We start from the raw sequence: 20,962 nt of genomic DNA on the forward strand, positions 1-20,962 counted from the left end.
TGATCAGTGGGATGGAAGACGTTCTTGAACGGGAGCTGGGTGTCCTTGCCGATGATGGACGTGAGCGCGGACGACCAAGGTGATTGCGTGAGCCTCGGGCGTGAAGGCGGCTCCGGTGGCCGCCGTCGCGATGCCGAGAGCGGTGAGTTGGAGGAAGCGGCGTCGGCCGGGGGCGGTTCCGTGCGGAGCGGACGCGCGTCACGCTCGGTGCGCCGACGATCCGCCCCTCGTCACGCGGGCCGATCCCGGAGGCAGTCGTCCTCACTTGAGGCTGCCCATGAGGATTCCACTACGCCAGTACTTCTGAAGCGCGAACATGAAGACGGCCAGCGGAACGATCGACAGCAGGGACCCCGTGAGGACGAGGGTGTTCATGTCACGCGCACTCTGGGCCTGCTGGAGCCAGGAGTAGAGACCCAGGGTCACAGGGAAGGTGCGCTCCCCGTTGAGCATGAAGAGGGGGATGAAGAAGTTGTTCCAGATGTTGACGAAGTCGAGCATGAAGATGGTGATGCCGCCGGTCCGCATCAGCCGCAGCGCGACCGAGGCGAAGATCCGGAACTCGCCGGCCCCGTCGATGCGGGCCGCCTCCATCAGCTCCGTGGGCACGGAGCTGTCGGCGTACACCTTGCCGAGGTAGACCCCGAACGGGTTGATGAAGTACGGGATGAGCACCGACCAGATGGTGTTCGTGATGCCGGCCTCGGCGAAGACCAGATAGAGCGGAAAGGCCAGCAGAGTGCTCGGCAGCAGGGAGGCGCCGACGATGACGGCGAAGAGCGCGCCGCGGCCGGGGAACCCGAATTTCGACAGGCCGTACCCGGCGGCGAGCGAGACGAGGGTGGAACCCGCCGCCCCGAGGGTGGAGTAGAGGACCGAGTTGCCCACCCAGCGCAGGAACACACCGTCGTGGTAGGTCCAGATGCCCTGGAGGTTGTCGCCGAGGTGGTTGGAGGAGAACCACAGGCCGAACGTCGAGTAGAGGTCGGTCTGGTTCTTGGTGGCGGAGACGATCAGGAACCAGGTGGGGGCGAGCGAGTAGAGCAGGAAGAGGATCAGCAGGCCGGTGGTGAGCGCCACCGCGCGGCGGGAGGGGCGCGCGCCGCCCCCCGAGGCTGCCGGGACCTTCGTCACGCTGGTCACCTCGGTGGCCCGCACGGCCTGGGTGGCGCTGCTCATGACACCTTCCTGTTCGTGATGCGGTAGAAGACGAAGGCGAGGATGCCGGTAACGACGGCCAGCACCAGCGATTCCGCGGCGGCGTACTGGTAGTCGCCGGTCTTGAAGGCCTTGTCGTAGATCTCCATCATCGGCGTGAAGTCGGTGTTGATGGATTCCGGTGCGATCTGCCGCAGAATCAGCGGCTCCCCGAACAGCTGAAGTCGGCCGATGAGCGAGAACATGCCGGTCAGAACCAGGATCCCGGTGATGTTGGGCACCTTGACCGACCAGGCGATCCGCCATTCCCGCGCCCCGTCGAGCCGCGCGGCCTCGTACAACTCGCGGGGCAGTGCCTGCAGCGCGGCGGAGATCAGGATCATGTTGAAGCCGATCCCCTGCCAGGTGAGCAGATTGCCGAGGGAGAGGTACGTGTTGAGGCCGCCGAAGAACTCGATCGTCGTGCCGGCGCGTTGTGCCAGGTCGAGCAGCGGGCTGCCCGTCGGGCTGTAGAGGAACAGCCACATGAGGGTGGAGACCACGGCGGGCACGACGTACGGGATGAGCAGCGCCGCGCGGAAGAAGCGCACGGCGCGGGCGGCGACACCGTCCAGCAGCAGGGCGAGCAGCAGGGCGATGCCCAGCATCACCGTGATCTGCACCGCGCCGAACAGCAGGGTGCGCCCCATGCTCGCCCAGAAGGCGTTGTCCCCGAGGACGGAGGCGAAGTTGGAGAAGCCGGTGTAGACGACCCGTGTCGGGCCGAAGCCGAGGCCGGTGCTCTTCTTCCGGTACATGCTCTGGTTGAGGGCATAGCCGATCGGCAGGACGTAGGTGGCCAGGAAACCCACAAGGAAGGGGAGCGTGAACAACAGCCCCTTGTAGGCCCCCTTCCGGCCGGCCCGGCGGGGGGAGGGCCGCCGGGCCGGCAGGTCGTTGGCGACCTTCGGCGGTCGCGTCAGGGTGGACACGGATGTCTCCAGGTGAGGTGCGTCGGCTGGCTCCGGGCGGGGTGGGTCAATTGGCCGCGACGGCCTTGATGCCCTTGCCGTCGAGGTCGTCGAGGGTCCACTTCTGGAGACTGGTCAGCATCTCCTTGACCGTGAGCTGCTTCTGCATGACCTTGCCCCACTGCTTCTGCATCTCGGAGTACATGGCCGCGTAGTCGGGGCCGTACTGCCACTGATCGCTGACCCGGGAGGCGGCCGTGGTGATCACCTTGGCGCTGTCGGACTTCCCGTCGAACATCTCCACAGGGATGATCTTGTCGACGTACGGGGAGACGTCGGTGACCGCGGGGAAGAGACCGGACTTGGAGGCGGGGTCGGTGAGCGTGGTCAGCGACTCCTTGCTGCTGGACAGCCAGGCGGCGAACTGCACGGCTCGGTCGGGGTACTTGCAGCCCTTGAGCACGGCAGTGGTGTCGAAGTCGCTGGAGGTCTTCGGGTCGGCGACGTCGAAGACAGGGGAGTCGGCGAGCTCCCACTTGCCCCGGGACTTCGGGAAGTTCTCGTTGTAGATGGGCAGTTGCCAGGTCGAGGTGCCCATCAGGATGGTCTTGCCGGTGTCCCAGGTCTTGAAGACGCCCGGGTCGGCGTAGGACGCGTAGGAGGAGATGCCGCTGTCGACCAGCTGCTGGACGACGTCTCCGGCTTCCAGGGCTTTCGGGGAGGTGAAGCCGATCTCCCAGTGGTCACCGGCCACCTTGTACCACTGGGCACCGGCCTGCCAGGACAGACCGACCAGGGTGCTCGGGTCCTCACCCGCCATGTTCCAGATCTTGACGTTCTTGTTCTCCTGCTGCGCCTTCTTCCCGACAGCGATCAGGTCGTCCCAGGTCGTCGGCACCTTGAGGCCATACTTTTCGAACAGGTCCGCCCGGTAGGCGATGAACCCCGGCGAGGAACCCATCGGAACACCGAACGTCGTGCCGCCCGGGCTCACCGCGTTCCACGCCGCGGGGATGTACTTCGACCTGTACGGCGCGGCGACCTTGGTGATGTCGGTGAGCAGGCCGTCCGCCGCGAAGCTCGCCAGGTTCATCCCGTCCATCTTGGAGAGGCACGGAGCGGTGCCGGCGTTCACCGAGGCGCGCAGCTTCTGGTACGCGGTGTCGCCCGCCGCGTTGACGAACTTGACCTGGGTCTCCGGGTGCTCCTTGTTCCACACCTTGGTCTGGGCCTCGACACCCTCGGTCCAGCTCCAGAACTCCAGGGCGACCTTTCCCTTCGTCACCTTCGTGGGCTTCGCGGCGGAGTCGGAGTCGTCACCGCCTCCACAGGCGGCCAGCAGGAGGGACAGGGACGCAGCGGCGGCCACCGAGGCGAGGGCTCTGGTACGGAACTGGGACATCGGGTCCTCCACGGAAGGGAACGGGGACGGCGCTCGCGGTGGGGACCGGCGCGGTCGGTGGTGAGACAGGGGAGGGATGCGATGGACCGCGATCCCGGACGGTAACCGTTTGCCGTGGACCGTAGGACGAGAGGAGCCAGAACCACAAGAGGCAGAGCGGGAATGTTTCGTCAAACTTTCAATAGCGTTACCTCTCACCCGAACCGACCTGCATATTTCACAGTAGACGTCACATTGAGTAGCGCGATGTCTCGCTGAGGTGCCCACCGAATGAGTATTGACCTGTACCGAGACGACTCCGTAGCGTGGAATACGTTTACTGCATCTGATACGTCTCCCCCTTCCCGTGCCCGAAGCAGGAGCACCATGCCCACGTCACCGCTGCCCCCTGCCGTGTTCGCGATGAACCCGGTGCATTTGTCGGAACTGTTCCCGCCGCACCTCATGGCCCGGCTGCGGGAGCTCGTGACGATCGACCCGCGCCTGATCGTCCGGGACTTCACCGATCCCGGGGCGGCCCTCGCGCTGGCGGAGACCGAGGTGCTGATCACGGGCTGGGGCTGCCCCCACCTCGGCGCCGCCGTGCTGGACGCCGTCCCACGGTTGCGCACCGTCCTGCACACGGGCGGCAGCGTGCGCAACATGATCGGGGACGCGTTCTGGGAGCGCGGGCTCACCATCTCCAGTGCCGTGTACGCCAACGCGCTGCCCGTGGCGGAGTACACGCTCGCCGCGATCCTGCTCACCGGAAAGGACGCCTTCAGGCTCCGGGAGCGCTTCCGGGCCGAACAGGTCTACCCCGCACCGGACGAGTACGCGGACGTCGGCAACGTAGGCCGTCGTGTCGGAATCATCGGCGCCTCGCGAGTGGGCCGCCGGCTGCTGGAACTGCTGCGGCCCTTCGACCTCTCGGTCAGCCTGTACGACCCGTACGTGGACGACGCCGAGGCGAGGGCGCTCGGTGCCGTACCGCTGCCCCTCGACGAACTGCTGCGCACGAGCGACATCGTCAGCGTGCACGCGCCCGAGATCCCGGAGACCCACCGGATGCTCAGCGGTGAACGGCTGGCGCTGATCCGCGACGGGGGCGTACTGATCAACACCTCGCGCGGCGCCCTCGTCGATACCGCCGCTCTCACCGACGAGCTGGTCGGCGGCCGGATCAGCGCGGTGCTGGACGTCACCGAACCGGAGCCGCTGCCCGCGGACTCCCCGCTCTACCGACTGCCGAACGTCTTCCTCACCCCGCACATCGCCGGCTCCCTCGGCAACGAGCTGGCACGCCTCGGAGGCACCGTCGTCGAGGAACTGGAACGTCTCGCCACCGGCCTCCCACCCGCCCACGGTGTCCGCCGCGCGGAGCTCGCGACCAGCGCCTGACCCTTGCGTCCGGCTGCCGCGCGTCTCGCTGCCGCGCGGGCGAACAGACGGGTCAGGACGCATCTTCACGGACCAGGCCGCATCTGAAAGGAAACCCGCACATGTCCGAATCTCTTCAGCGCAGATCCCTCCTCAAACTGGCCGCCGCCACCACGGGTGCCGTCACCGCGGGCTGGTGCTGGCAGGCCGATCCCGCCCGCGCCGCGGAGCGCGCGGAGTCCACCGCCGACGCGGTGAGCGGGACGGGCGCACTCGACACGCTCGTCCTCGGCGACACGGCATCGGCGTCGGCTCACGCACTCACCGCCACGCTCTCCGACGTCGTCACCGGCGGCCTCGGCCAGTCGGCGCGGATACTCAACCCGAAGGACACCGCGGACTTCTGGGGCGGCACTCTGGCCGTGACCATGGCCTGCCGTCCCACGGGCACCACCTACGTGACGATCAAGCTGTGGGGGTCGGACTCCGGCGAGGATCTGGGACGTCTGCAACTGTTCGCCGCGGGCAAGCAGGTCGGCCACTACCACCTGGGCGCTGTCGACCCTCTCGACATCGCCGCCGATGACCCCCGCACCCCGGAACGGTTCTACTTCCACACCCTGCCGCTGCCCACCGAACTCACCGGGGGCCAGGACTCCGTCAAGCTGGAGATCCGTTCCATGGGCCGGATCGCCGGATACGCGCAGTCCGCCGCCGACTACTACAAGCCCATGGAGCGCCCCAGCCGCGGCGTCTACCGCCTTTACACCCACCACGAGCCGTACTTCGACCTCACCGGGGACGACCTCACCGGTGTCCTGCCCGCCCTGGAGGCGCGCCCCTCTCCGGGCAGCGAGGTCGTGGACACGGTCGACGCCCGCGTGGTGGCCCAGGCCGCGGCCGAGGCCTCTCGCACCGCGCCGCAACTGGACCTCTGGTACCTGGAGTTCCTGGCCCGTGCCTACGCGATGCCGTCCACCGCCGCGTACCGCAACAGCGCCGTGCCCCTCCAGATCACCAGCAGCCTGGACGCCGTGTACTGGAAGTACCTCGCGGACCAGAAGGTGATGACGGACTCCAGCCAGCAGTGGATGGGACTGGGCCGGATGGGGCTCGTCCTGCTCCTGACCGGTGCCGACGCGCTGAATCCGCTGCTCGACGAGCCGGTCATCGGCTCACCCGCCACCATCGCCAACCCCGGGTTCGAGTTCGGCGGCTCCCTCCCCACCGGCTGGCGCGCTGTGACCTGGTCGGGCACGGGCACCGTCACCCGCGACACCACCGTCGCGCGCGGCGGCGCGGCCTCGGCGAAGGTGACCATCCCCTCCTCGGGCACCGTGGGCCTCGCCCCCGGCGCCAGGATCCCTCTGGAGCAGGGCACCTACACCTATGGAGCCTGGATCAGGACCGACGGCGTGGGCAGCAACGGCGCCTACCTCGACGTGCTCTTCTTCGACTCCTCCGGCGCCCTGGTCGGCGGCGACAACAAGTTCTTCGCCGCCGCGGGCACCCACGACTGGCAGCAGGTCACCGCCACCCTCACCACGCCCGCCACCGCGACCCAGGCCGAGGTGCAGGTACGCCTGGCGACCGCGGGCACCGCCTGGTTCGACGACCTGACGCTCACGCCGCCCGCCACGGCGACCGACAAGCCCGTCATACGCCGCGACGCGTGGACGAAGATGCTGCTGGACAGCCGCGAGTACTGGCGGCAGAGGTTCCCCCAGTACACGAACCAGGCCATCATCTGCGCCATCGGCCTCTACCTCGCCGACCGGGGTCTCAGCTTCCTCGGCTCCGCCGACGCGTGGGGCGAGACCAAGGCCCGCGACTACGTCTACCAGTCCGTGGGGCTGACCCCCTGGCTCGGCCCGGAGAACGCCGACGGCACCCCGAAAAAGCCCCTCGGCGGCTCCTACTACCAGGTCACCAAGGCCGGCATCTCCAAGGAACTCGGTTACGCCGGAAACTACGGAGAGCTTCAGGACTGGCTCGCCCTCCTCTATGACGCGGTCATCGGCATCGGCGGCGTCGAGGACGACACGCTGCGCGACCATCTGGTCAAGATGACGAAGGCCCGTACGCTCTTCCACCACCCGGCCCTGGACGCCGACGGCTACCGGACGATGCGCGTCGAGGCCGTCGTCGGCTGGCGCGACCCCGAGTACCCCGGGGCGGTCGCCTACGACGAGGGCAACAAGTGGGACGGACACCCACTGCGGCTCGCGGCACTGCTGAAGGACCCGGACCTCACCGCTTACGGGAAGCAGTCCATCGCGGACAACCAGTTCTTCCACGTGCTCCAGGAGACGTACGACCTGGGGTCCTCCTCGCGCACCAACCTCAACCTCCTCTCCACCGCCGACGACTACGCGTACATCAGCGGCGCCACCGGCAGCGGAGCCCTGCTGCCCATGACCCCGGGGCAGCCGGACTTCGTCTTCAGCGACGAGGAGAACGGCCTGGTCGCGGTCAAGCACGGGGACGAGATCCTCTACGCCTCGCTGTACTGGCGGGCGCGCTGGGGCGTCAACCGGCTCGCCCGCGTACACCACATCACCGCCGACGGCATCGAGCGTTCGGCGACCGTGTGGCAGGACGTCAAGTACATCGCCGACGGCCGGGCCCACACCGAGCCCGACTGGGTCAACTTCGAGTTCGCCGTGGGCGACCTGGTCATCCCCGACGGCGGCTTCCCGCCCCCCGGGGACACACTGCACCAGGCGTTCGCCGGACAGGTGCTGCCACTGGCCAAGGCGCCCGATGACGTGCCGGACTCCCCCCTCGGCACGGAGACCCCGTTCGCCGGGCGAGCCTCCTTCTACCGGTGCGTCTACGGCCCCTACCTGATCGCCATGAACACCACCGCCGACCGCAGCTACACCTTCACGACGCAGGGCTTCGGGGCGTCCGTGAACCTGGTCAGCGGGGCCAAGGTGGGAGGCAACACCCAGCTGTCCGTGAAGCCGGGCACGACGGTGGTGCTGCGCAGGCTCTGACGGTTCTGCCCTGGCCCGCGCGGGGGGAGGCCGTTGGGGGGGCTCGGGGCTGTGCGTGACGTCGGACTTCAGGACCCGCTTGCGGTCTTGAAGCCCGACGGTGCCCAGGCCGAGCAGTCTCACAGGCCCTGCGGGGTTGTGCGAAAGGGGCAGGGACAGGTGGCCGGTGCCCCAGCGCAGGTAGGTGACGGACATGGCGGCGGACTTCAGAAGGCACGAGGATAGAAAACGATTACTGCAAAGGGCCACTAGTGCCCACCTCTTTTCCCCGCAAGAGAAGTCTGATGCAGTAACGTCGAGCTGTGATGGTCAACGGAAACGGTCCTCAAAAGACCAACGAACCCAAACGGGCCAAGCGCCGCCGGAGCACCACCGACGGCAGCGACCGGCCCAGCACGATTCGTGATGTCGCCGCCCAAGCGGGCGTCTCGGTAGCAACCGTTTCCCGCACCCTCGCCGGCAACTACCCCGTCTCCGACACCACCCGCGCTCGCGTCATGGCGGCCGTGGAGTCGCTCCACTACGCGGTGAACGTCCACGCCAAGGCGCTGTCCGGCCGGGTGGCGGGCCCCATCGCGCTGGTCATCCGGGACATCACGGGGCCGTCGCTGGCCCATGTCGCCGCCGGGGTGGAGCAGGAGGCGGCGGACCGGGGCAGACTGAGCCTGGTCTGCACCACCCATGGCGACCCGGACCGCGAGAGCGACGTCGTGCAGCTGATGCGCGAACAGCACGCGGGCGCCGTCATCCTGGTCGGCGGAGCGGTACAGGACGACGCCTATCACGAGCGCATGGCCGTGTACGCCAGAGCCCTGCACGCCGCGGGATCCCGGCTGGTGCTGGTCGGCCGTCCACCGCTGCCCGACAGTTCTCCGGCGACGGTGGTCGAGTACGACAACCGCGGGGGCGCCTTCCAGGCAGCCGACCACCTGCTCACCGCCGGGCACCACCGCATCCTCTTCCTGGGCGGCACCCCTCAGCTGAGCACGGCGGAGCAGCGCCGGGACGGCTACCTGCACGCGCTGCGCGCCCACGGCGTGCCCCACGCCGGCGAACTCGACGTGCCGGGCCCGTACACCCGCGTCTCGGGCTACCAGCGCACCCGCCAAGCCCTGGACGCAGGCCTGGACTTCACGGCGGTCCTCGCGGGCACCGACATGGTGGCGACCGGTGCGCTGGCAGCCCTTCGCGAGGCCGGTCTCGACGTCCCCGGCGACATCTCGCTCGTAGGCTTCGACGATGTCCCCTTCGCCGCCGACCTCAGCCCCGCGCTCACCACGGTCCGTGTGCCCTACGAGGACCTGGGTCGCACCGCGGTCCGACTGGCGCTGGAACGCGAGGAACGCCTCGCGGCCGACGACCACGTGGTGCTGAGCACCCAGTTGGTGATCCGCCAGTCGGTACGGACGCTGCGATGACGAGATGCGAGGACCTCTCACCACGGACAAGCCGTCGGCTTCCTTCCGGCTCATGGCCATGACGCCCGACTCACCCGTGATCGCCCTGCTGGACGTGCAACACGACAGGCCAGGACCGCGCGTCGACCGCTGCGCTGTCGCGCGACCGGCAATCACCTCGCCATCGCGGCTCAGCGATGCTGCTCCCCCGTGTTAGGGCCCTCGTACGCCGGACCCCCGGCTCTGGCCAGGGCCCGGCCCACCAGCGTGTGCTACGCAGGCGTGGCGTGCACAGCGCGCCGGCGGCAGCAGACGGCTGTGCGGTGTGCCCATCGCTCGAGCGCCGTGTCCGACCTGCTCCTGTCGGGGCCGGTCGGACACGGTGACGTACGGAGAGCTCGCCTGGCTACACCTTGCCGTCCGCGAGCTTCCACTCCCGGTGCAACGTGCCGAGAGGGATGGGGTATTGGAGGACAGGGGTGCCGAAGACGGACAGCTGGAGCACCAGGGTGCCGCTCAGGTCGACGCCGCCGTAGAGCGTCCAGGCGCCGGTCGCTCCGATACCGGGCTTGGTCTCGGAGCCGACCGGGATGGTGCCGGTGACTGTGCCCGCGGCTTCGGCACGCAGGTACGGGGCCAGGTCGGCGGAGACGCCCACGGCGCCGTACAGGCCGACGGAGGGCTGTACTCCGAGGGCCGCCTTCACGCGTCCGGCGGCCGTGACGGACGTGCGGACCGGAGTGCTCGCCGTGTGGGATTCGCTGACTGGTGTCCAGCCCTTGCCCGTGACGAAGGTGCCGCCCGCCTTGAAGTCGCCCTTGAAGTTCTGCTGGACGTCGACGGTGACGCTGCCATCCGCACTGACCTCGAAGTAGCAGGTCAGATCGAGGTTCACCACGACGGGAATCGGGCCCACTTGGATCACGGGGTCGGCGTGCAGCTTGGCGAACGGCACCCGGAACGGCTTCGCGGAGGCGGCGACGCGTCCCTTGAGCGCCCACTGTGAGGACCAGTCACCAAAGACGCCGAGTGAGGCCGCTCCCGGTCCGGAACCGGTGGAGCCGGTCGAGGCCCCGCCGTCGTAGGAGAAGTCGACCTCGGGTGCGACCTGGACGAACCCGGACACCGATGCCGCCGCCGAGGCCGGTGCCCCCTCGGCCGTGGCGACCTTCGAGGCGACATCGACCCGCAGGCTGCCGAGCGGCACCTTCGTGCCCTCGGGACCGGAGTGGATGGCTCCCGTCTTCGCCCAGGAGACCTTCACGTCGGGCAGCAGGCGCTCGACGTCGAAGGAGGCGGGGTCGACGGGGACGGTGCCCTTGGCCTGGCTGTCCCCGAGCAGGGTGTCCAGGGTCGTCGGTGCGGTCTGCACCTCGGTGCCCTTGGCTGTCTCGCCGATCACTTTGGTGACCTTGACGAGGAGTCCGTCCGGTGCGCCGGGCGCGGGTGCGCTGGCGATGACGTCGCCGACGGCGGTGGGTCGGGGGGTCGCGGTGCCGCCGGGCGTCACGCTCGGCGACGGCGAGGAACCCCCGCTTCCGGTAGAGGATATGACGGCCCGTCGGGTACGGCTGTCGTACGACCTGACCTTGAGCGAGGTCTTGCGTGCTTTCCCGTCGCCCGTGCCGGGCCGCGCGACGGCGGTCGAGGCGGGCGCCGCCGCGGGGGCGCCCGCCACGGCGAGGCGCTGGTCCTTGTCCGCAGTCGCGGTCGCGGAGGTGCCGGCGTCCGGTATCCGTTCGGCGGCGGCGGCGGGGGAGTCGGGGTCTGCGGAGCAGCCGGTGGCGAGGAACAGGGCGGAGGCGGCGAGGGCGGGCACGAGGGCGCGCAGGGGCCGCTTGCGAATGCGCAAGATCAGTCCTGGGGAGTGGGGGGTATTTGGAAGTTACCGGCGGGTACGGTCAACCGGATGTGAGCATGCCATGAAGGTCTTCAGGTCACCACTTCATCCGGAGTGACCTGTGCCACGGCCACAGGGGCATCAACCCACCTTCCAAAACAGCGAGTTGGCACCTCGTCAGGCAGTGGCGTCGGGCGGGGTGACGGTTGACGAATCCGCCGGCCGGGCTGCACGGAGGAGGTGGGGCGCATTCGGCCGAACGCCTCCGGGGCACCTCAGTACCTCGGCATGCACCAGGACGTAGCCCCTTTCTTTCGTCTCCGCCACCTATGATGTGTGCGCCGCTTACATTAGACGACGATGTAAGCACCGTGAACATTGAAGAGAGTGACCTGCGTCACAGGCCAGCGCTCACAGTGCGGGCCTTCTAGACCGCGCCCTAGCCGGTCGTCGGCGGTACGACATTCGCGTTGGCCGGGGCGTCTGTCCTGCTGAGGATGAAGGCACCTCGGAGAGCGGCGTGAGAATGGGGCGAATTGCCCAAGCACAACTGCGTGAGGCTGTCGGCGTAGGCGAAGGCCACTCCGGAGACCACGGCCAGGGTGACATGGGAAAGGAGCACTTTCATGCGTCCCGCGCGGTGGCTGCCGGCCAGACGGCCGGCCGGCGAGAGCGGGCCGGTGCGGTTCTGGCTGTCCGACCTGCCCTCGGGGATGGCCCTGGCCACGCTGGTGCGGCCGGCCAAGCTGCGCTGGCGCATCGAGGACTACCGGGAGATGAAACAGGCCCTGGGGTCGGCCCACTTCGAGGACCGTACCTGGAACGGCTGGCACCACCACGTCGTCCTCTTCTCCGCCGCCCACCGGCCCAAGCCCTCCTGGCTGGCGCAATGGCCCGTATCAGCACAGCCGCCGCAGTTGGTCTCCCGGGCCGCGGACCCACGGCTACTCTGTATACAGAGGGATGTGCGACGGAATGGACAGGGAGTTTCATGGCTCGGGCGACCGGCAAGGCTGAAGTGGTCTACGAGCGGCTGAGGGGTGACATCGAGTCGTTTCGTCTGCGTCCGGGGGCGAAGCTCAGCGAGATCCAGCTCGGTGAGGAATTGGGTGCCTCACGGACGCCGGTGCGAGAGGCCATCCGGCGGCTGGCACGGGAAGGGCTGGTCGACTTCGTGCCGGGCGAGGTGGCCCGTGTGGCCCCGATCTCTCTGGGCGGTGTGCGCGCCCTGTTCGAGTTCCGGATGTTGCTGGAGCCCCAGGCAGTGTTGTCCGTCGCCGCGGCGGGAGCCGGCGACGAGCGGGTGCTGCCTCCCTTCCGTGAGCTGGCGCAGCGCCTGGAAGACTTCGACGCGTCCTTCCGTGCGCGTGATACCGGCGAACAGGCCCGTTCGTACCAGGAGTTCTACGACATCACCGAGGCTTTCGACCAGGCGGTCATCGCCGCGTGCCGCAACCCCTATCTCGCCCGGACGATCCGCGACCTGCGCAGCCAGACCGTGCGCCTGCGCCACCTCTCGCACAGCGGTCCACTGCGGATGCTGACGTCGCTGGAGGAACATCGCGCGATGCTGAAGGGGATCACGCAGGGGGACGCGCAGACCGCGGAGGCGGCCTGTCGGCACCACCTCGCACAGACTCTGCAGGCGCTGATCGACAGCCTGACCACCCGGGATCTGCCGTTCAGCAACGATGTCCAGCTGGACGTCGTCGGCTGAGTCGCCGCTCGGTGTTCTGACCAGCCGCTGAGTTCTTCACGACCTGCGGCTGTATTCCTGCGGCCCATGATGTATACAGGTATGGATACAGAACCTCTCGAAGGTGAGGCCGTCAGATGCCGCATACCGTCGCGTCAGTGGACTTGCTCCAGTTCGCCTCCGCTGCCACCGAAAGCCACGGAGTACCGGCCGCCGACGCCCGTCTGCTCGCGGACACGCTGGTGACCGCGGAGCTGTGGGGGCACGCGTCCCACGGGATGTTGCGGCTGCCGTGGTATCTCGGCCGTATCGCGAGCGGCGCCACCGCGAAGGTCGCCGCCCCCGAGGTCGTGAGCGACAACGGGGCGGTCCTCGTGGTCGACGGTCGCGACGGTCTGGGCCAGGTGCTCACCGACCGCGCGGTGGCCTGGGGTGTGGAGCGTGCCCGCGAGCACGGGATCAGCGCGGTGGCGGTGCGCAACTCCGGCCACTTCGGCACGGCCGCCTACTTCACGCGCAAGGCCGCCGAGCAGGGATGCGTCGCGATCCTGGCCACCAACGCCAGCCCGGCAATGGCTCCCTGGGGAGGCAAAAAGAAGAGGATCGGCACCAACCCGTGGTCGATCGCCGCGCCGGCCGGCCGCTACGGCATCGCGGTGATGGACATCGCCAACACCGCGGTCGCGCGCGGCAAGATCTACTACGCCAGGGAGCGGGGCGAGCCCATCCCCGAGGGATGGGCCGCGGACGCCGACGGCGTACCGACCACCGATCCGCGGCGCGCGATCGAGGGGCTGATCCTGCCGATGGCCGGCCACAAGGGCTACGCCATCTCCTTCATGTTCGACGTGCTGGCCGGAGTCCTCACCGGCAGTGCCTTCGGATCCCAGGTCGTGGGCCCCTACCAGCCCACCGGCCGCAGCGGAGTCGGCCACCTGCTGCTGTGCATCGACATCCGCGCCATGGCCGACCCGGCCGAGTTCGCACAGCGCATGGAGGTGCTGGTCGAGGAGGCGAAGTCCACCCCCTCCGCGCCCGGCACGAGCGAGATCTTCGTCCCTGGCGAGCCGGAGATCCGCACCGCCGAACGGCTGTGCCAGGAAGGCATCACCGTCGCCGACGAGACCTGGACCTCCCTGGCCCGTATCTCCCAGACCACGGGCGTCCCCCTGCCCGCCACCGTGACCGATTCCACCCCGACCTCGCAGGAGCTTTCCGCATGATCGCGCTGACCGTGTCCCTCCAGGTCGTCCCCGGACTGAGGGACGAGTTCCTGGCCGCCATCAAGGAGAACGCCCAGCGCTCCTTCTCCGATGAGCCGGGCTGCCGCTACTTCGACGTGGTGTGCGATCTGCACGACGATCACCACTTCGTCTTCCATGAGCTGTACGACGACGAGGCGGCGGTGGAAGCCCACCGCGCCGCCCCGCACTTCACAGTGTGGCGCGAGGCCGCGGCGAAGTACGTCGTGCCCGGGAGCCAGGTCAACACCCTCTCCCGCCGACTGTTCCACCACTCCTGACGCGCCGAACGGAGCCCTGTTATGTGCACCCAGCCTGCCGAGCCGAACCTGCTCATCCACCCCGACCAGGTCGAGCGCTTCGACCGCGGTGGTGGCGTGGCCACCATCCCGTACGTGGGCAAGTGGAACTCCGAGAAGGCCGTCATCACCACCGGCCAGACCGTTTTCCAGCCCGGCAACGGCCTGCCCCTGCACAGCCACAACGTCGAGGAGTCCGTCCTGATCCTCGAAGGCGAGGCCACCGCCGAAATCGACGGCGAGTACTTCGACCTCGAGGTCGGCGACGCCACCTGGGTGCCGGCCGGCACCCCGCACCGCTTCTTCAATCGCGGCGAGGGCGTCATGCGGATCTACTGGGTCTACGGCGGTCGGGACGTCACCCGCACCATCACCGCCACCGGCGAGACCTTCGAGCACCTCTCCGCCAGCGACAAGGGAGGGGCGCCCACCACATGAGCACCATCCAGACCGTCAACCCCGCGACCGGGCAGCCGATCACCAGCTATGAAGCGTGGGACGCCGAACGCATCGAGACCGCTGTCCAGCGCGCCCACACCGCCAGCCGCGCCTGGGCGCTCGTACCGGTGACCGAGCGGGCCCAGCGGGTCACCGACCTCGCCCAGACCCTGCGCGCCCACGCCGACCAACTGGCCCACCTCGCCGCCCAGGAAATGGGCAAGCCGCTGGCCGAGGCCCGTGGCGAGGTCGAGAAGTCGGCGCTGACCGCCGACTACTACGCCCGCAACGGGCCGGGCATCCTCGCCGACGAACGCGTCGCCATCGACGGTGCCGAGACGTGGATCGCCTACGAGCCCGCCGGCCTGGTCCTGGCCGTCATGCCCTGGAACTTCCCCGTCTGGCAGGTCATGCGTTTTGCCCTGCCCTCCCTGGTGGCGGGCAACGGCATCCTGCTCAAGCACGCTTCCAACGTCACGGGCAGCGCGCTCGCCCTGCAGGAACTGTGCGTCCAGGCAGGACTGCCCGAACACCTGGTCACCACCCTGCTGATCGCCGACACGGACGTCTCCGAGGCCGTCGCACGCCTGATCGAGGACGACCGCATCGCCGCCGTCACACTCACCGGAAGCAACCGCGCCGGCGCGGCCGTGGGCTCGGCCGCCGGACGCGCCGCGAAGAAGTCGGTCCTCGAACTCGGCGGCTCCGACGCGTTCGTCGTCCTCGCCGACGCCGACGTCGAGAGGGCCGCCGCGGCCGCGGTGAAGGCCCGCTTCACCAACTCCGGCCAGAGCTGCGTGTGCGCCAAGCGGTTCATCGTCCACCAGAACGTGGCCGACGCCTTCACCGACGCCTTCGTCGCTGCTGTCCAGGCCCTGCAGACGGGAGACCCCCGCAAGCCCGGCACCCAGATCGGCCCGCTCGCCCGGGACGACCTGCGCAAGGCCATCCAGCGGCAGGTCGAGGAGTCCGTCGCCGCCGGCGCCCGCCTGCTTACCGGAGGCAAGCCGCTGCCGGGCGAAGGCTTCTTCTACCAGCCCACCGTCCTGGCCGACACCAAGCCCGGCATGCCGGCCTTCGACGAGGAGACCTTCGGTCCTCTGGCCGCCATCGCCATCGCGGCCGGCGACGACGAGGCCGTCCGGCTGGCCAACGCCACCAGTTTCGGCCTCGGGCTGAGCGTGTGGACCGCCGCGCCGGCACGCGGCATCGAGGTGGCACGCCGCATCACCAGCGGTGCCGCGTTCGTCAATGCGATCGTCGCCTCCGACCCGCGCCTGCCCTTCGGCGGTACCAAGCGCAGCGGTTACGGCCGCGAGCTGGCGAGTGCGGGGATCCGGGAGTTCACCAACACCCGCACCTACTGGGTCAGCGACTGACCAAGGCTCAACCCCCGCACGACCACGACGACCTGTCCGCCCGCCGGCAGACACGTCGTCGTGCTGCCCAAAACCGGCCGTGCACGCCTGGCGACGGTTCGCCGAAGTCGCGCCAATTGATGTTTCGCCACATACCGAGTGAGCGCCGACGGAACCCTGCGCCACCCGCAGTGGACGTCCAGCGGCGGCCGGCAGCCCCGCTTTCTTGCTGTTGATCCGGCAGGCACCACCCTCTACGTCGCCAATCAGGCGACGGACACCATCAAGGCCTTCCAGATCACCGCCGACAAGCATCTGCAGCCCGCCGGGCGGACCGTGACCACCGGGTCGCCCGTCTGCATCGTCTTCCGCACCCGGCGCTGACAACAGGAGAAGGTGTCGCACGGCTCCTTCCCGGTGAAGGTCAAGAGCGATTCGTCTGTGGGCAAGCCCGCGTTGTCGGTGGCGGCTTCAAGGCTGGACGAGACGGACAGCGACGACGGGCAGCTGCTGCGCGGCCGGGTCTGCGGCACAATCCCGGCGGGCCCATTCCGGCCCGATGCCGGGACAGCGCTACGCCGAACTGGGAGGCGGACCCCTGGACGGATTGTTGCTCGACAACACCGGCTGGACGCAGGACGAGATCGGCCAGTTCGGAGGTGCATCTCCGGTATGCCCTCCATGCCGCCACGTGCGGTGTCCGCAGCGTTTGATGACTCCAACCTGGTCGCGGACGCGGCCTGGTCCCCATGGTGCGCCTTGCCGCACGAGGGCGGCTCTCGCGGCTGGTCCGTGAGACCGTACGCATCGAAGGAGCGGACAACAGCGGCGGGGCGAACCCGGCGGCCAAGGTGACGTCGCTGATCGCGGCGATGTGTGCCGGGCCGACAGCATCGAGGACGCCGACCGGATGCGCCACGGGGCGATGCCCGTGCTCTTCGACGGGATCCGCGCCCCGTCGACGCTAGTTCCTCAGCCTGCTCGCCACGCACACCCCGCTGCTGCCCGATGCCGGGCAGGTCGCCTTCATCGACGTCGACTCCACCCACGGGCGCGTGTTCGGCCCCGCCAAGCAGGGCGCCCAGGTCGGCCGGTTCAAGGGCATCCGTACCCTGCAGCCGCTGCTGGCCACGCTCTACACCCCGACCGAACGGCCGGTCATAGCCGCCGTCCGGCTGCGACAGGGCAAGGCGGCCGACTCCCGCGGCGCCAAACGGTTGGTTCGGCTGATCGGCGGGCGGTCGCCCGCACGGGGTCAGGCTGCCTTCTTGCTGATCTCGTCGATGAGGAGGTGCGCGAGCTTCTCGGAGGAGGCCGGGTTCTGGCCGGTGTACAGGTTACGGTCGCTGGTTACGAAGGGAAGCAGCGGCAGTGTGCCCTTGACGTAATCGGCGCCCTCCTCGCGAAGACGGTCCTCCAAGAGCCAACGCGCCTTGCGGGCGAAGCGGTTGAACAGTTCCTCACGGTTGGAGAGCCCTGTCAGTCGGTAACCCTTGAACGGCCAGGTGCCGTCTTCGTTGTGCGCCGCGAGCATCGCCGCCGGGGCGTGGCACAGCAGAGCCAGCGGCCTGCCCGAGGCGAGACGGTCCGTGAGCAGTCGGCCGGAGGTCTCGTCGTAGGCGAGGTCCTCCATCGGGCCGTGGCCGCCGGGGTAGAAGACGATGTCGTAGTCGTCGTGGTCGACGCTCTTCAGGGAAACGGGGTGGTTGAGCTGATTGCTGATCGAGTCAAGGTAGCGCTCGACCGTGCGACGCTTCCACGGTGTGCCTCCGGCGAGGCCGAGGCTGTTGCGGTCGAGGGTGGGCGCGACGCCACCTGGTGTCGCGATGGTGATCTCCCAGCCGGCCTCGGTGAAGATCTTGTGGGGCATCGCCACCTCCTCGGCCCAGTAGCCGGTGGGATGGGTGGTGCCGTCGTTCAGCGTCCAGCGGTCTGCTGCTGAGACCACAAAAAGGATCTTGGTCATCTCTTACTCTCAGTTCGTTGCTTTGCTGTGCCGGACTGGATCGCCCGGCAGATCGTGGAGCGGATGCGTCACCGGAGGGCGCAACCGCTGGGTGAGTGTTTGCCGACGTGTCTGGAAATATCATCTCAGCCCCGGTCGTCCCTGCCATCAGCTTCAGGAGCGATGGCGGGTCGGCCTTACGCGGTGTCAGACAGCTTGTCGAGCATCTCGGCTGCGGCGGGTCCGGCGGAGGCGGGGTTCTGGCCGGTGACCAGGTTGCGGTCGACGATCACGTTCGGGGCCCACGGGTCGCCCTCCTGGTAGTCGGCGCCGATCTCGACCAGGCGGCCCTGGAGCAGCCACTTGGCATTGTCCGCAAGGCCAGTCTGGGTCTCCTCGGCGTTGCTGAAGCCGGTAAGCCGGTAGGCGACGAAGGCGTTGCCGCCGTCGGCCGTGGTGGCGGCCAGCATCGCCGCCGGGGCGTGGCAGACCACGCCAAGCGGCTTGCCCGAGGCGAGGGCGTCGATGAGAAGCCTGCCGGAGGCGGCGTCGACGGCCAGGTCCTCCATCGGGCCGCGGCCCCGGGGAGGTCGACGTCCTCCAGCTTGACAGGATGCTGGATCTCGCTGATCGAGGCGAGGGCGTCCGCCACCTTCTTCGCGCCCTCCTCGCCGCCGTTGGAGTGCGGCGCCGGGCTGCCCTCATCCAGCGGCGGTACGACGCCGCCCGGTAGTGCGCGACGCCGACCTCGTCGTCGGCGGCCGTGAACGCCTGGTACGGGGTCACGGCTTCCTCGGCCCAGAAGCCGGTCGAGCGCTTGGAGCCGAACGCCAGCGTCCAATGGGTGGCGCCGGTCATCACTAAAGGATCTTCGACATGGTGCGGCTTCCTAGAGGCGGGTTGATCGGGCGGCGCCCTGCGGATGCGGGCGCCGGTACCCCGTACTGGTTACTCCACTGGCCGACCATTCAGCCAATGTTGACGCTGTACACATTAGGAGGCGGGAGTGTGCAGTGTCAACATCGGCCGGTGACCGGTACCACCACGGCGATCTGCGGGCGTCGTGCATGAGCGCGGCCCTGGCCATCCTGGAGGAGAGTGATGAAGCCGAGCTGTCGCTGCGCGCGGTCGCGCGCCGGGCGGGTGTGTCGGCCAATGCGCCCTACCGTCATTACCCGGACGAGGGCGCCCTGCTGGCTGCGCTCGGTTCAACGAGTTGCGCGTCCGGCTCGTTGATGCGCAGGATTCGGGGCCCGCTGGGCAGGAGCTCGTCTGCCTGGCCCAGCCGTATGTCCGGTACGCGGTGGAGCACCCCGCCGTGTTCCGGCTCATGTTCAACCGGTCCTGCGATCCGTCGCACTCCGGGGTCAAAGCGGCCGGGGACGCGGCCTGCGCCGTCCTTTCCCCGCACGTCGTCGCAGGCGTACCCCCTGAACTGCACGAGACGCATGTCACCGGATGGTGGTCGCTCGTCCATGGCCTCGCCGCACTGGTCCTTTACGGCAAGATTCCTCGCGACGACGGCGCCATCCAGCAGGTCGACGAGCTGGTACGCAGCACAGTGACCGCCATGAGCCGCCCGTAGCCCACACCCGCGCGAACCACGTCCGCAGTGCGAGGTGGTGACCCCGGAGCAGACCGTGCCGACAGGAACCAGGCGCCGGGACCAGTCGCCGACGTCGGCTGCGGTCCCGGCCGCATCACCTCACTTCCACCCACTTGGACGCTCCTCGCCCACATCGGAGTGTCGCGCGGGCTTGGCCGGGCGGACTTTGGGCGGCGGAGCTGGACGGCAGGTGGCGAAAGATGTCCTCCCGCGCGCGACAGGCGACACAAGCTGATGGTGAGGGCCGGGTCCCCGCCGACGGGAAAGAAGCAACCCCGGAACCTCCGACGGTCCTCGACCTGTGCCGGCGCTGCCGGGCAATGACGCCGCGCGTCGGCCCTGCTCCTGGCGGTGATGGGCCGGCAGCCGCAGTTCAGCGCCGTGTACACGGACATGCCTGCGGTGTCCGCCTCGGCGACGACGGTGATGACCTTGCTGTCACTCTGGCTACGGTGCCGGCCATGCAGTGGAGTTTCTCGGCCCGCCTGGGGCGGGCGTTGGTGCCGGACAGAGAATCTGATGCCCCGTCAGCTATGTGCTCAGCCACGCGGTCCTGCGCCGTGCAGCATGGTGTCGATGACGAGTTGGGCTAGTACGTCCGGGTCCTGTGCGTTCGGATCCTGGTCCGCCCCGGGCTTGTCGAGGGCCTCGCTGAGGAGGGCGTAGTACACCTGTCGCGTCCACTCCAGGTCCGCGTCTGGAGTGATGAGCCCCTCGCCCTGCGCCCGTAGGAGAAGTTCGACGGTGTGGGCGTCGATCTCGGCCCACAGGGCGGCTGCAGCGCTGGTGTGGGTCGCGGCGTGGCTGAGGGTGTACCGCCAGGAGCTCTTGACCCGCAGCACGTTCGCGGTCACCCGGTAGAGCGCGACGAGCGCGGGAGCGGAGGCGGGGCGCGCGTCCTCGATGGCGTCGAGGAGCTGCTGTTTCGCGGAGACGGCGAGCGCCTCCAGCAGCGCCTGCCGGTTCGCGAACCGGCGGTGCACAGTGATCCTGGTCAGTCCCGCCGCCTCGGCGATCTGCTCCATGGAGGCGCCGGCGTCCTGGGCGAGGACCCGCTCGGCCGCCTCCAGAATCGCGCGCACACTGCGCTCGGCATCAGCCCGCAGTGCTCGGCCCATGACTGTCTCCTGTTCCATCGGCTCATGTCTTGACTCTTTGTAGAGGATACATAAACGCTGCACGTTACTAATTATTTGATGCTCTAGTGTTGCGTGTACCTCTAGATCTGATACGTTAGTGAAACCGATTGGGGGTTGCCCCGATCCCCGGAACTC

Annotated in this window: 16 protein-coding genes and 4 pseudogenes; 12 read left to right on the plus strand and 8 right to left on the minus strand. The window is 68.7% G+C overall.

Going from position 1 to position 20,962, the window contains the following annotated elements:
- Positions 1–3: 3 nt before the first annotated feature.
- From RMT89_RS45985 to RMT89_RS19035, 4 genes and pseudogenes are all read right to left on the minus strand, one after another.
- Positions 4–153: pseudogene (locus RMT89_RS45985) on the minus strand (hypothetical protein); the annotation flags it as partial.
- 108 nt (positions 154–261) lie between these two features.
- Positions 262–1,179 (minus strand): carbohydrate ABC transporter permease, encoded by a 918-nt coding sequence (locus RMT89_RS19025; RefSeq protein WP_315884929.1) that lies wholly within the window; start codon positions 1,177–1,179, stop codon positions 262–264.
- Positions 1,176–2,129, minus strand: coding sequence for a sugar ABC transporter permease (locus RMT89_RS19030; protein ID WP_315884930.1), 954 nt, complete (start codon positions 2,127–2,129; stop codon positions 1,176–1,178). Before RMT89_RS19030 ends, RMT89_RS19025 begins: the two co-directional genes overlap by 4 nt.
- A 46-nt stretch (positions 2,130–2,175) precedes the next feature.
- Complete coding sequence (locus RMT89_RS19035) at positions 2,176–3,510, minus strand: extracellular solute-binding protein (protein WP_315884931.1); 1,335 nt, start codon at positions 3,508–3,510, stop codon at positions 2,176–2,178.
- 366 nt (positions 3,511–3,876) lie between these two features.
- Here RMT89_RS19035 and RMT89_RS19040 point away from each other — a divergent pair, with 366 nt between their 5' ends.
- The 3 genes from RMT89_RS19040 (at position 3,877) to RMT89_RS19050 (ending at position 9,286) form a co-directional block, all read left to right on the plus strand.
- The gene (locus RMT89_RS19040) at positions 3,877–4,890 is read left to right on the plus strand and encodes a hydroxyacid dehydrogenase (RefSeq protein WP_315884932.1); all 1,014 of its coding nucleotides are present in this window, start codon (positions 3,877–3,879) and stop codon (positions 4,888–4,890) included.
- A 101-nt stretch (positions 4,891–4,991) separates the two neighbouring features.
- Positions 4,992–7,868, plus strand: a complete 2,877-nt coding sequence (locus RMT89_RS19045) for a Tat pathway signal protein (protein WP_315884933.1) — start codon at positions 4,992–4,994, stop codon at positions 7,866–7,868.
- Positions 7,869–8,170: 302 nt separating this feature from the next.
- Positions 8,171–9,286, plus strand: coding sequence for a LacI family DNA-binding transcriptional regulator (locus RMT89_RS19050; RefSeq protein WP_399498423.1), 1,116 nt, complete (start codon positions 8,171–8,173; stop codon positions 9,284–9,286).
- A gap of 385 nt (positions 9,287–9,671) precedes the next feature.
- Here the strand turns inward: RMT89_RS19050 and RMT89_RS19055 are convergent, their stop codons facing one another.
- Positions 9,672–11,111 (minus strand): hypothetical protein, encoded by a 1,440-nt coding sequence (locus RMT89_RS19055; protein WP_315884981.1) that lies wholly within the window; start codon positions 11,109–11,111, stop codon positions 9,672–9,674.
- Positions 11,112–11,737: 626 nt separating this feature from the next.
- On the opposite strand from RMT89_RS19055, the pseudogene RMT89_RS19060 reads away from it, so the two are divergent.
- The 7 genes and pseudogenes from RMT89_RS19060 to RMT89_RS19090 all read left to right on the plus strand — a co-directional run.
- A pseudogene (locus RMT89_RS19060) lies at positions 11,738–11,968 on the plus strand (IS701 family transposase); the annotation flags it as partial.
- A 128-nt stretch (positions 11,969–12,096) separates the two neighbouring features.
- Positions 12,097–12,822 carry a GntR family transcriptional regulator gene (locus RMT89_RS19065; protein ID WP_315884934.1) on the plus strand — a complete coding sequence of 242 codons (726 nt, stop codon included), beginning with the start codon at positions 12,097–12,099 and terminating at the stop codon, positions 12,820–12,822.
- Positions 12,823–12,959: 137 nt separating this feature from the next.
- Positions 12,960–14,024, plus strand: a complete 1,065-nt coding sequence (locus tag RMT89_RS19070; protein WP_315884935.1) for an Ldh family oxidoreductase — start codon at positions 12,960–12,962, stop codon at positions 14,022–14,024.
- Entirely contained in the window at positions 14,021–14,323 is a 303-nt protein-coding gene (locus RMT89_RS19075; RefSeq protein ID WP_315884936.1) for a putative quinol monooxygenase, read from the plus strand. Before RMT89_RS19070 ends, RMT89_RS19075 begins: the two co-directional genes overlap by 4 nt.
- A 21-nt stretch (positions 14,324–14,344) precedes the next feature.
- Complete coding sequence (locus RMT89_RS19080) at positions 14,345–14,779, plus strand: cupin domain-containing protein (protein WP_315884937.1); 435 nt, start codon at positions 14,345–14,347, stop codon at positions 14,777–14,779.
- Positions 14,776–16,158, plus strand: a complete 1,383-nt coding sequence (locus RMT89_RS19085; RefSeq protein WP_315884938.1) for an aldehyde dehydrogenase family protein — start codon at positions 14,776–14,778, stop codon at positions 16,156–16,158. Before RMT89_RS19080 ends, RMT89_RS19085 begins: the two co-directional genes overlap by 4 nt.
- Before the next feature lie 138 nt (positions 16,159–16,296).
- Positions 16,297–16,521 (plus strand): beta-propeller fold lactonase family protein, encoded by a 225-nt coding sequence (locus tag RMT89_RS19090; protein WP_315884939.1) that lies wholly within the window; start codon positions 16,297–16,299, stop codon positions 16,519–16,521.
- A gap of 871 nt (positions 16,522–17,392) precedes the next feature.
- Here the strand turns inward: RMT89_RS19090 and RMT89_RS19095 are convergent.
- Both RMT89_RS19095 and RMT89_RS19100 read right to left on the minus strand, forming a co-directional pair.
- The gene (locus RMT89_RS19095; RefSeq protein ID WP_315884940.1) at positions 17,393–18,103 is read right to left on the minus strand and encodes a type 1 glutamine amidotransferase domain-containing protein; all 711 of its coding nucleotides are present in this window, start codon (positions 18,101–18,103) and stop codon (positions 17,393–17,395) included.
- A 176-nt stretch (positions 18,104–18,279) separates the two neighbouring features.
- Positions 18,280–18,960 (minus strand): annotated as a pseudogene (locus RMT89_RS19100) (type 1 glutamine amidotransferase domain-containing protein).
- 189 nt (positions 18,961–19,149) lie between these two features.
- On the opposite strand from RMT89_RS19100, the pseudogene RMT89_RS19105 reads away from it, so the two are divergent.
- Positions 19,150–19,227 (plus strand): annotated as a pseudogene (locus RMT89_RS19105) (TetR family transcriptional regulator); the annotation flags it as partial.
- Positions 19,228–19,298: 71 nt separating this feature from the next.
- Positions 19,299–19,667, plus strand: a complete 369-nt coding sequence (locus tag RMT89_RS19110) for a TetR-like C-terminal domain-containing protein (protein WP_315884941.1) — start codon at positions 19,299–19,301, stop codon at positions 19,665–19,667.
- A gap of 560 nt (positions 19,668–20,227) precedes the next feature.
- Here RMT89_RS19110 and RMT89_RS19115 read toward each other — a convergent pair.
- A complete protein-coding gene (locus RMT89_RS19115; protein ID WP_315884942.1) occupies positions 20,228–20,806 on the minus strand; it encodes a helix-turn-helix domain-containing protein in 579 nt (192 codons plus the stop codon).
- Positions 20,807–20,962 lie beyond the last annotated feature (156 nt).

Origin of the sequence: Streptomyces sp. P17, assembly GCF_032436805.1 — a bacterium.
GTDB lineage: Bacteria > Actinomycetota > Actinomycetes > Streptomycetales > Streptomycetaceae > Streptomyces.

Bases quoted from the DNA above. Each gene is read 5' to 3' on its own strand.
- RMT89_RS19025 (WP_315884929.1), bottom strand. From the start codon at position 1,179: ATGAGCAGCGCCACCCAGGCCGTGCGGGCCACCGAGGTGACCAGCGTG.
- RMT89_RS19035 (WP_315884931.1), bottom strand. From the start codon at position 3,510: ATGTCCCAGTTCCGTACCAGAGCCCTCGCCTCGGTGGCCGCCGCTGCG.
- RMT89_RS19040 (WP_315884932.1), top strand. From the start codon at position 3,877: ATGCCCACGTCACCGCTGCCCCCTGCCGTGTTCGCGATGAACCCGGTG.
- RMT89_RS19045 (WP_315884933.1), top strand. From the start codon at position 4,992: ATGTCCGAATCTCTTCAGCGCAGATCCCTCCTCAAACTGGCCGCCGCC.
- RMT89_RS19065 (WP_315884934.1), top strand. From the start codon at position 12,097: ATGGCTCGGGCGACCGGCAAGGCTGAAGTGGTCTACGAGCGGCTGAGG.
- RMT89_RS19075 (WP_315884936.1), top strand. From the start codon at position 14,021: ATGATCGCGCTGACCGTGTCCCTCCAGGTCGTCCCCGGACTGAGGGAC.
- RMT89_RS19080 (WP_315884937.1), top strand. From the start codon at position 14,345: ATGTGCACCCAGCCTGCCGAGCCGAACCTGCTCATCCACCCCGACCAG.
- RMT89_RS19085 (WP_315884938.1), top strand. From the start codon at position 14,776: ATGAGCACCATCCAGACCGTCAACCCCGCGACCGGGCAGCCGATCACC.
- RMT89_RS19095 (WP_315884940.1), bottom strand. From the start codon at position 18,103: ATGACCAAGATCCTTTTTGTGGTCTCAGCAGCAGACCGCTGGACGCTG.
- RMT89_RS19115 (WP_315884942.1), bottom strand. From the start codon at position 20,806: ATGGGCCGAGCACTGCGGGCTGATGCCGAGCGCAGTGTGCGCGCGATT.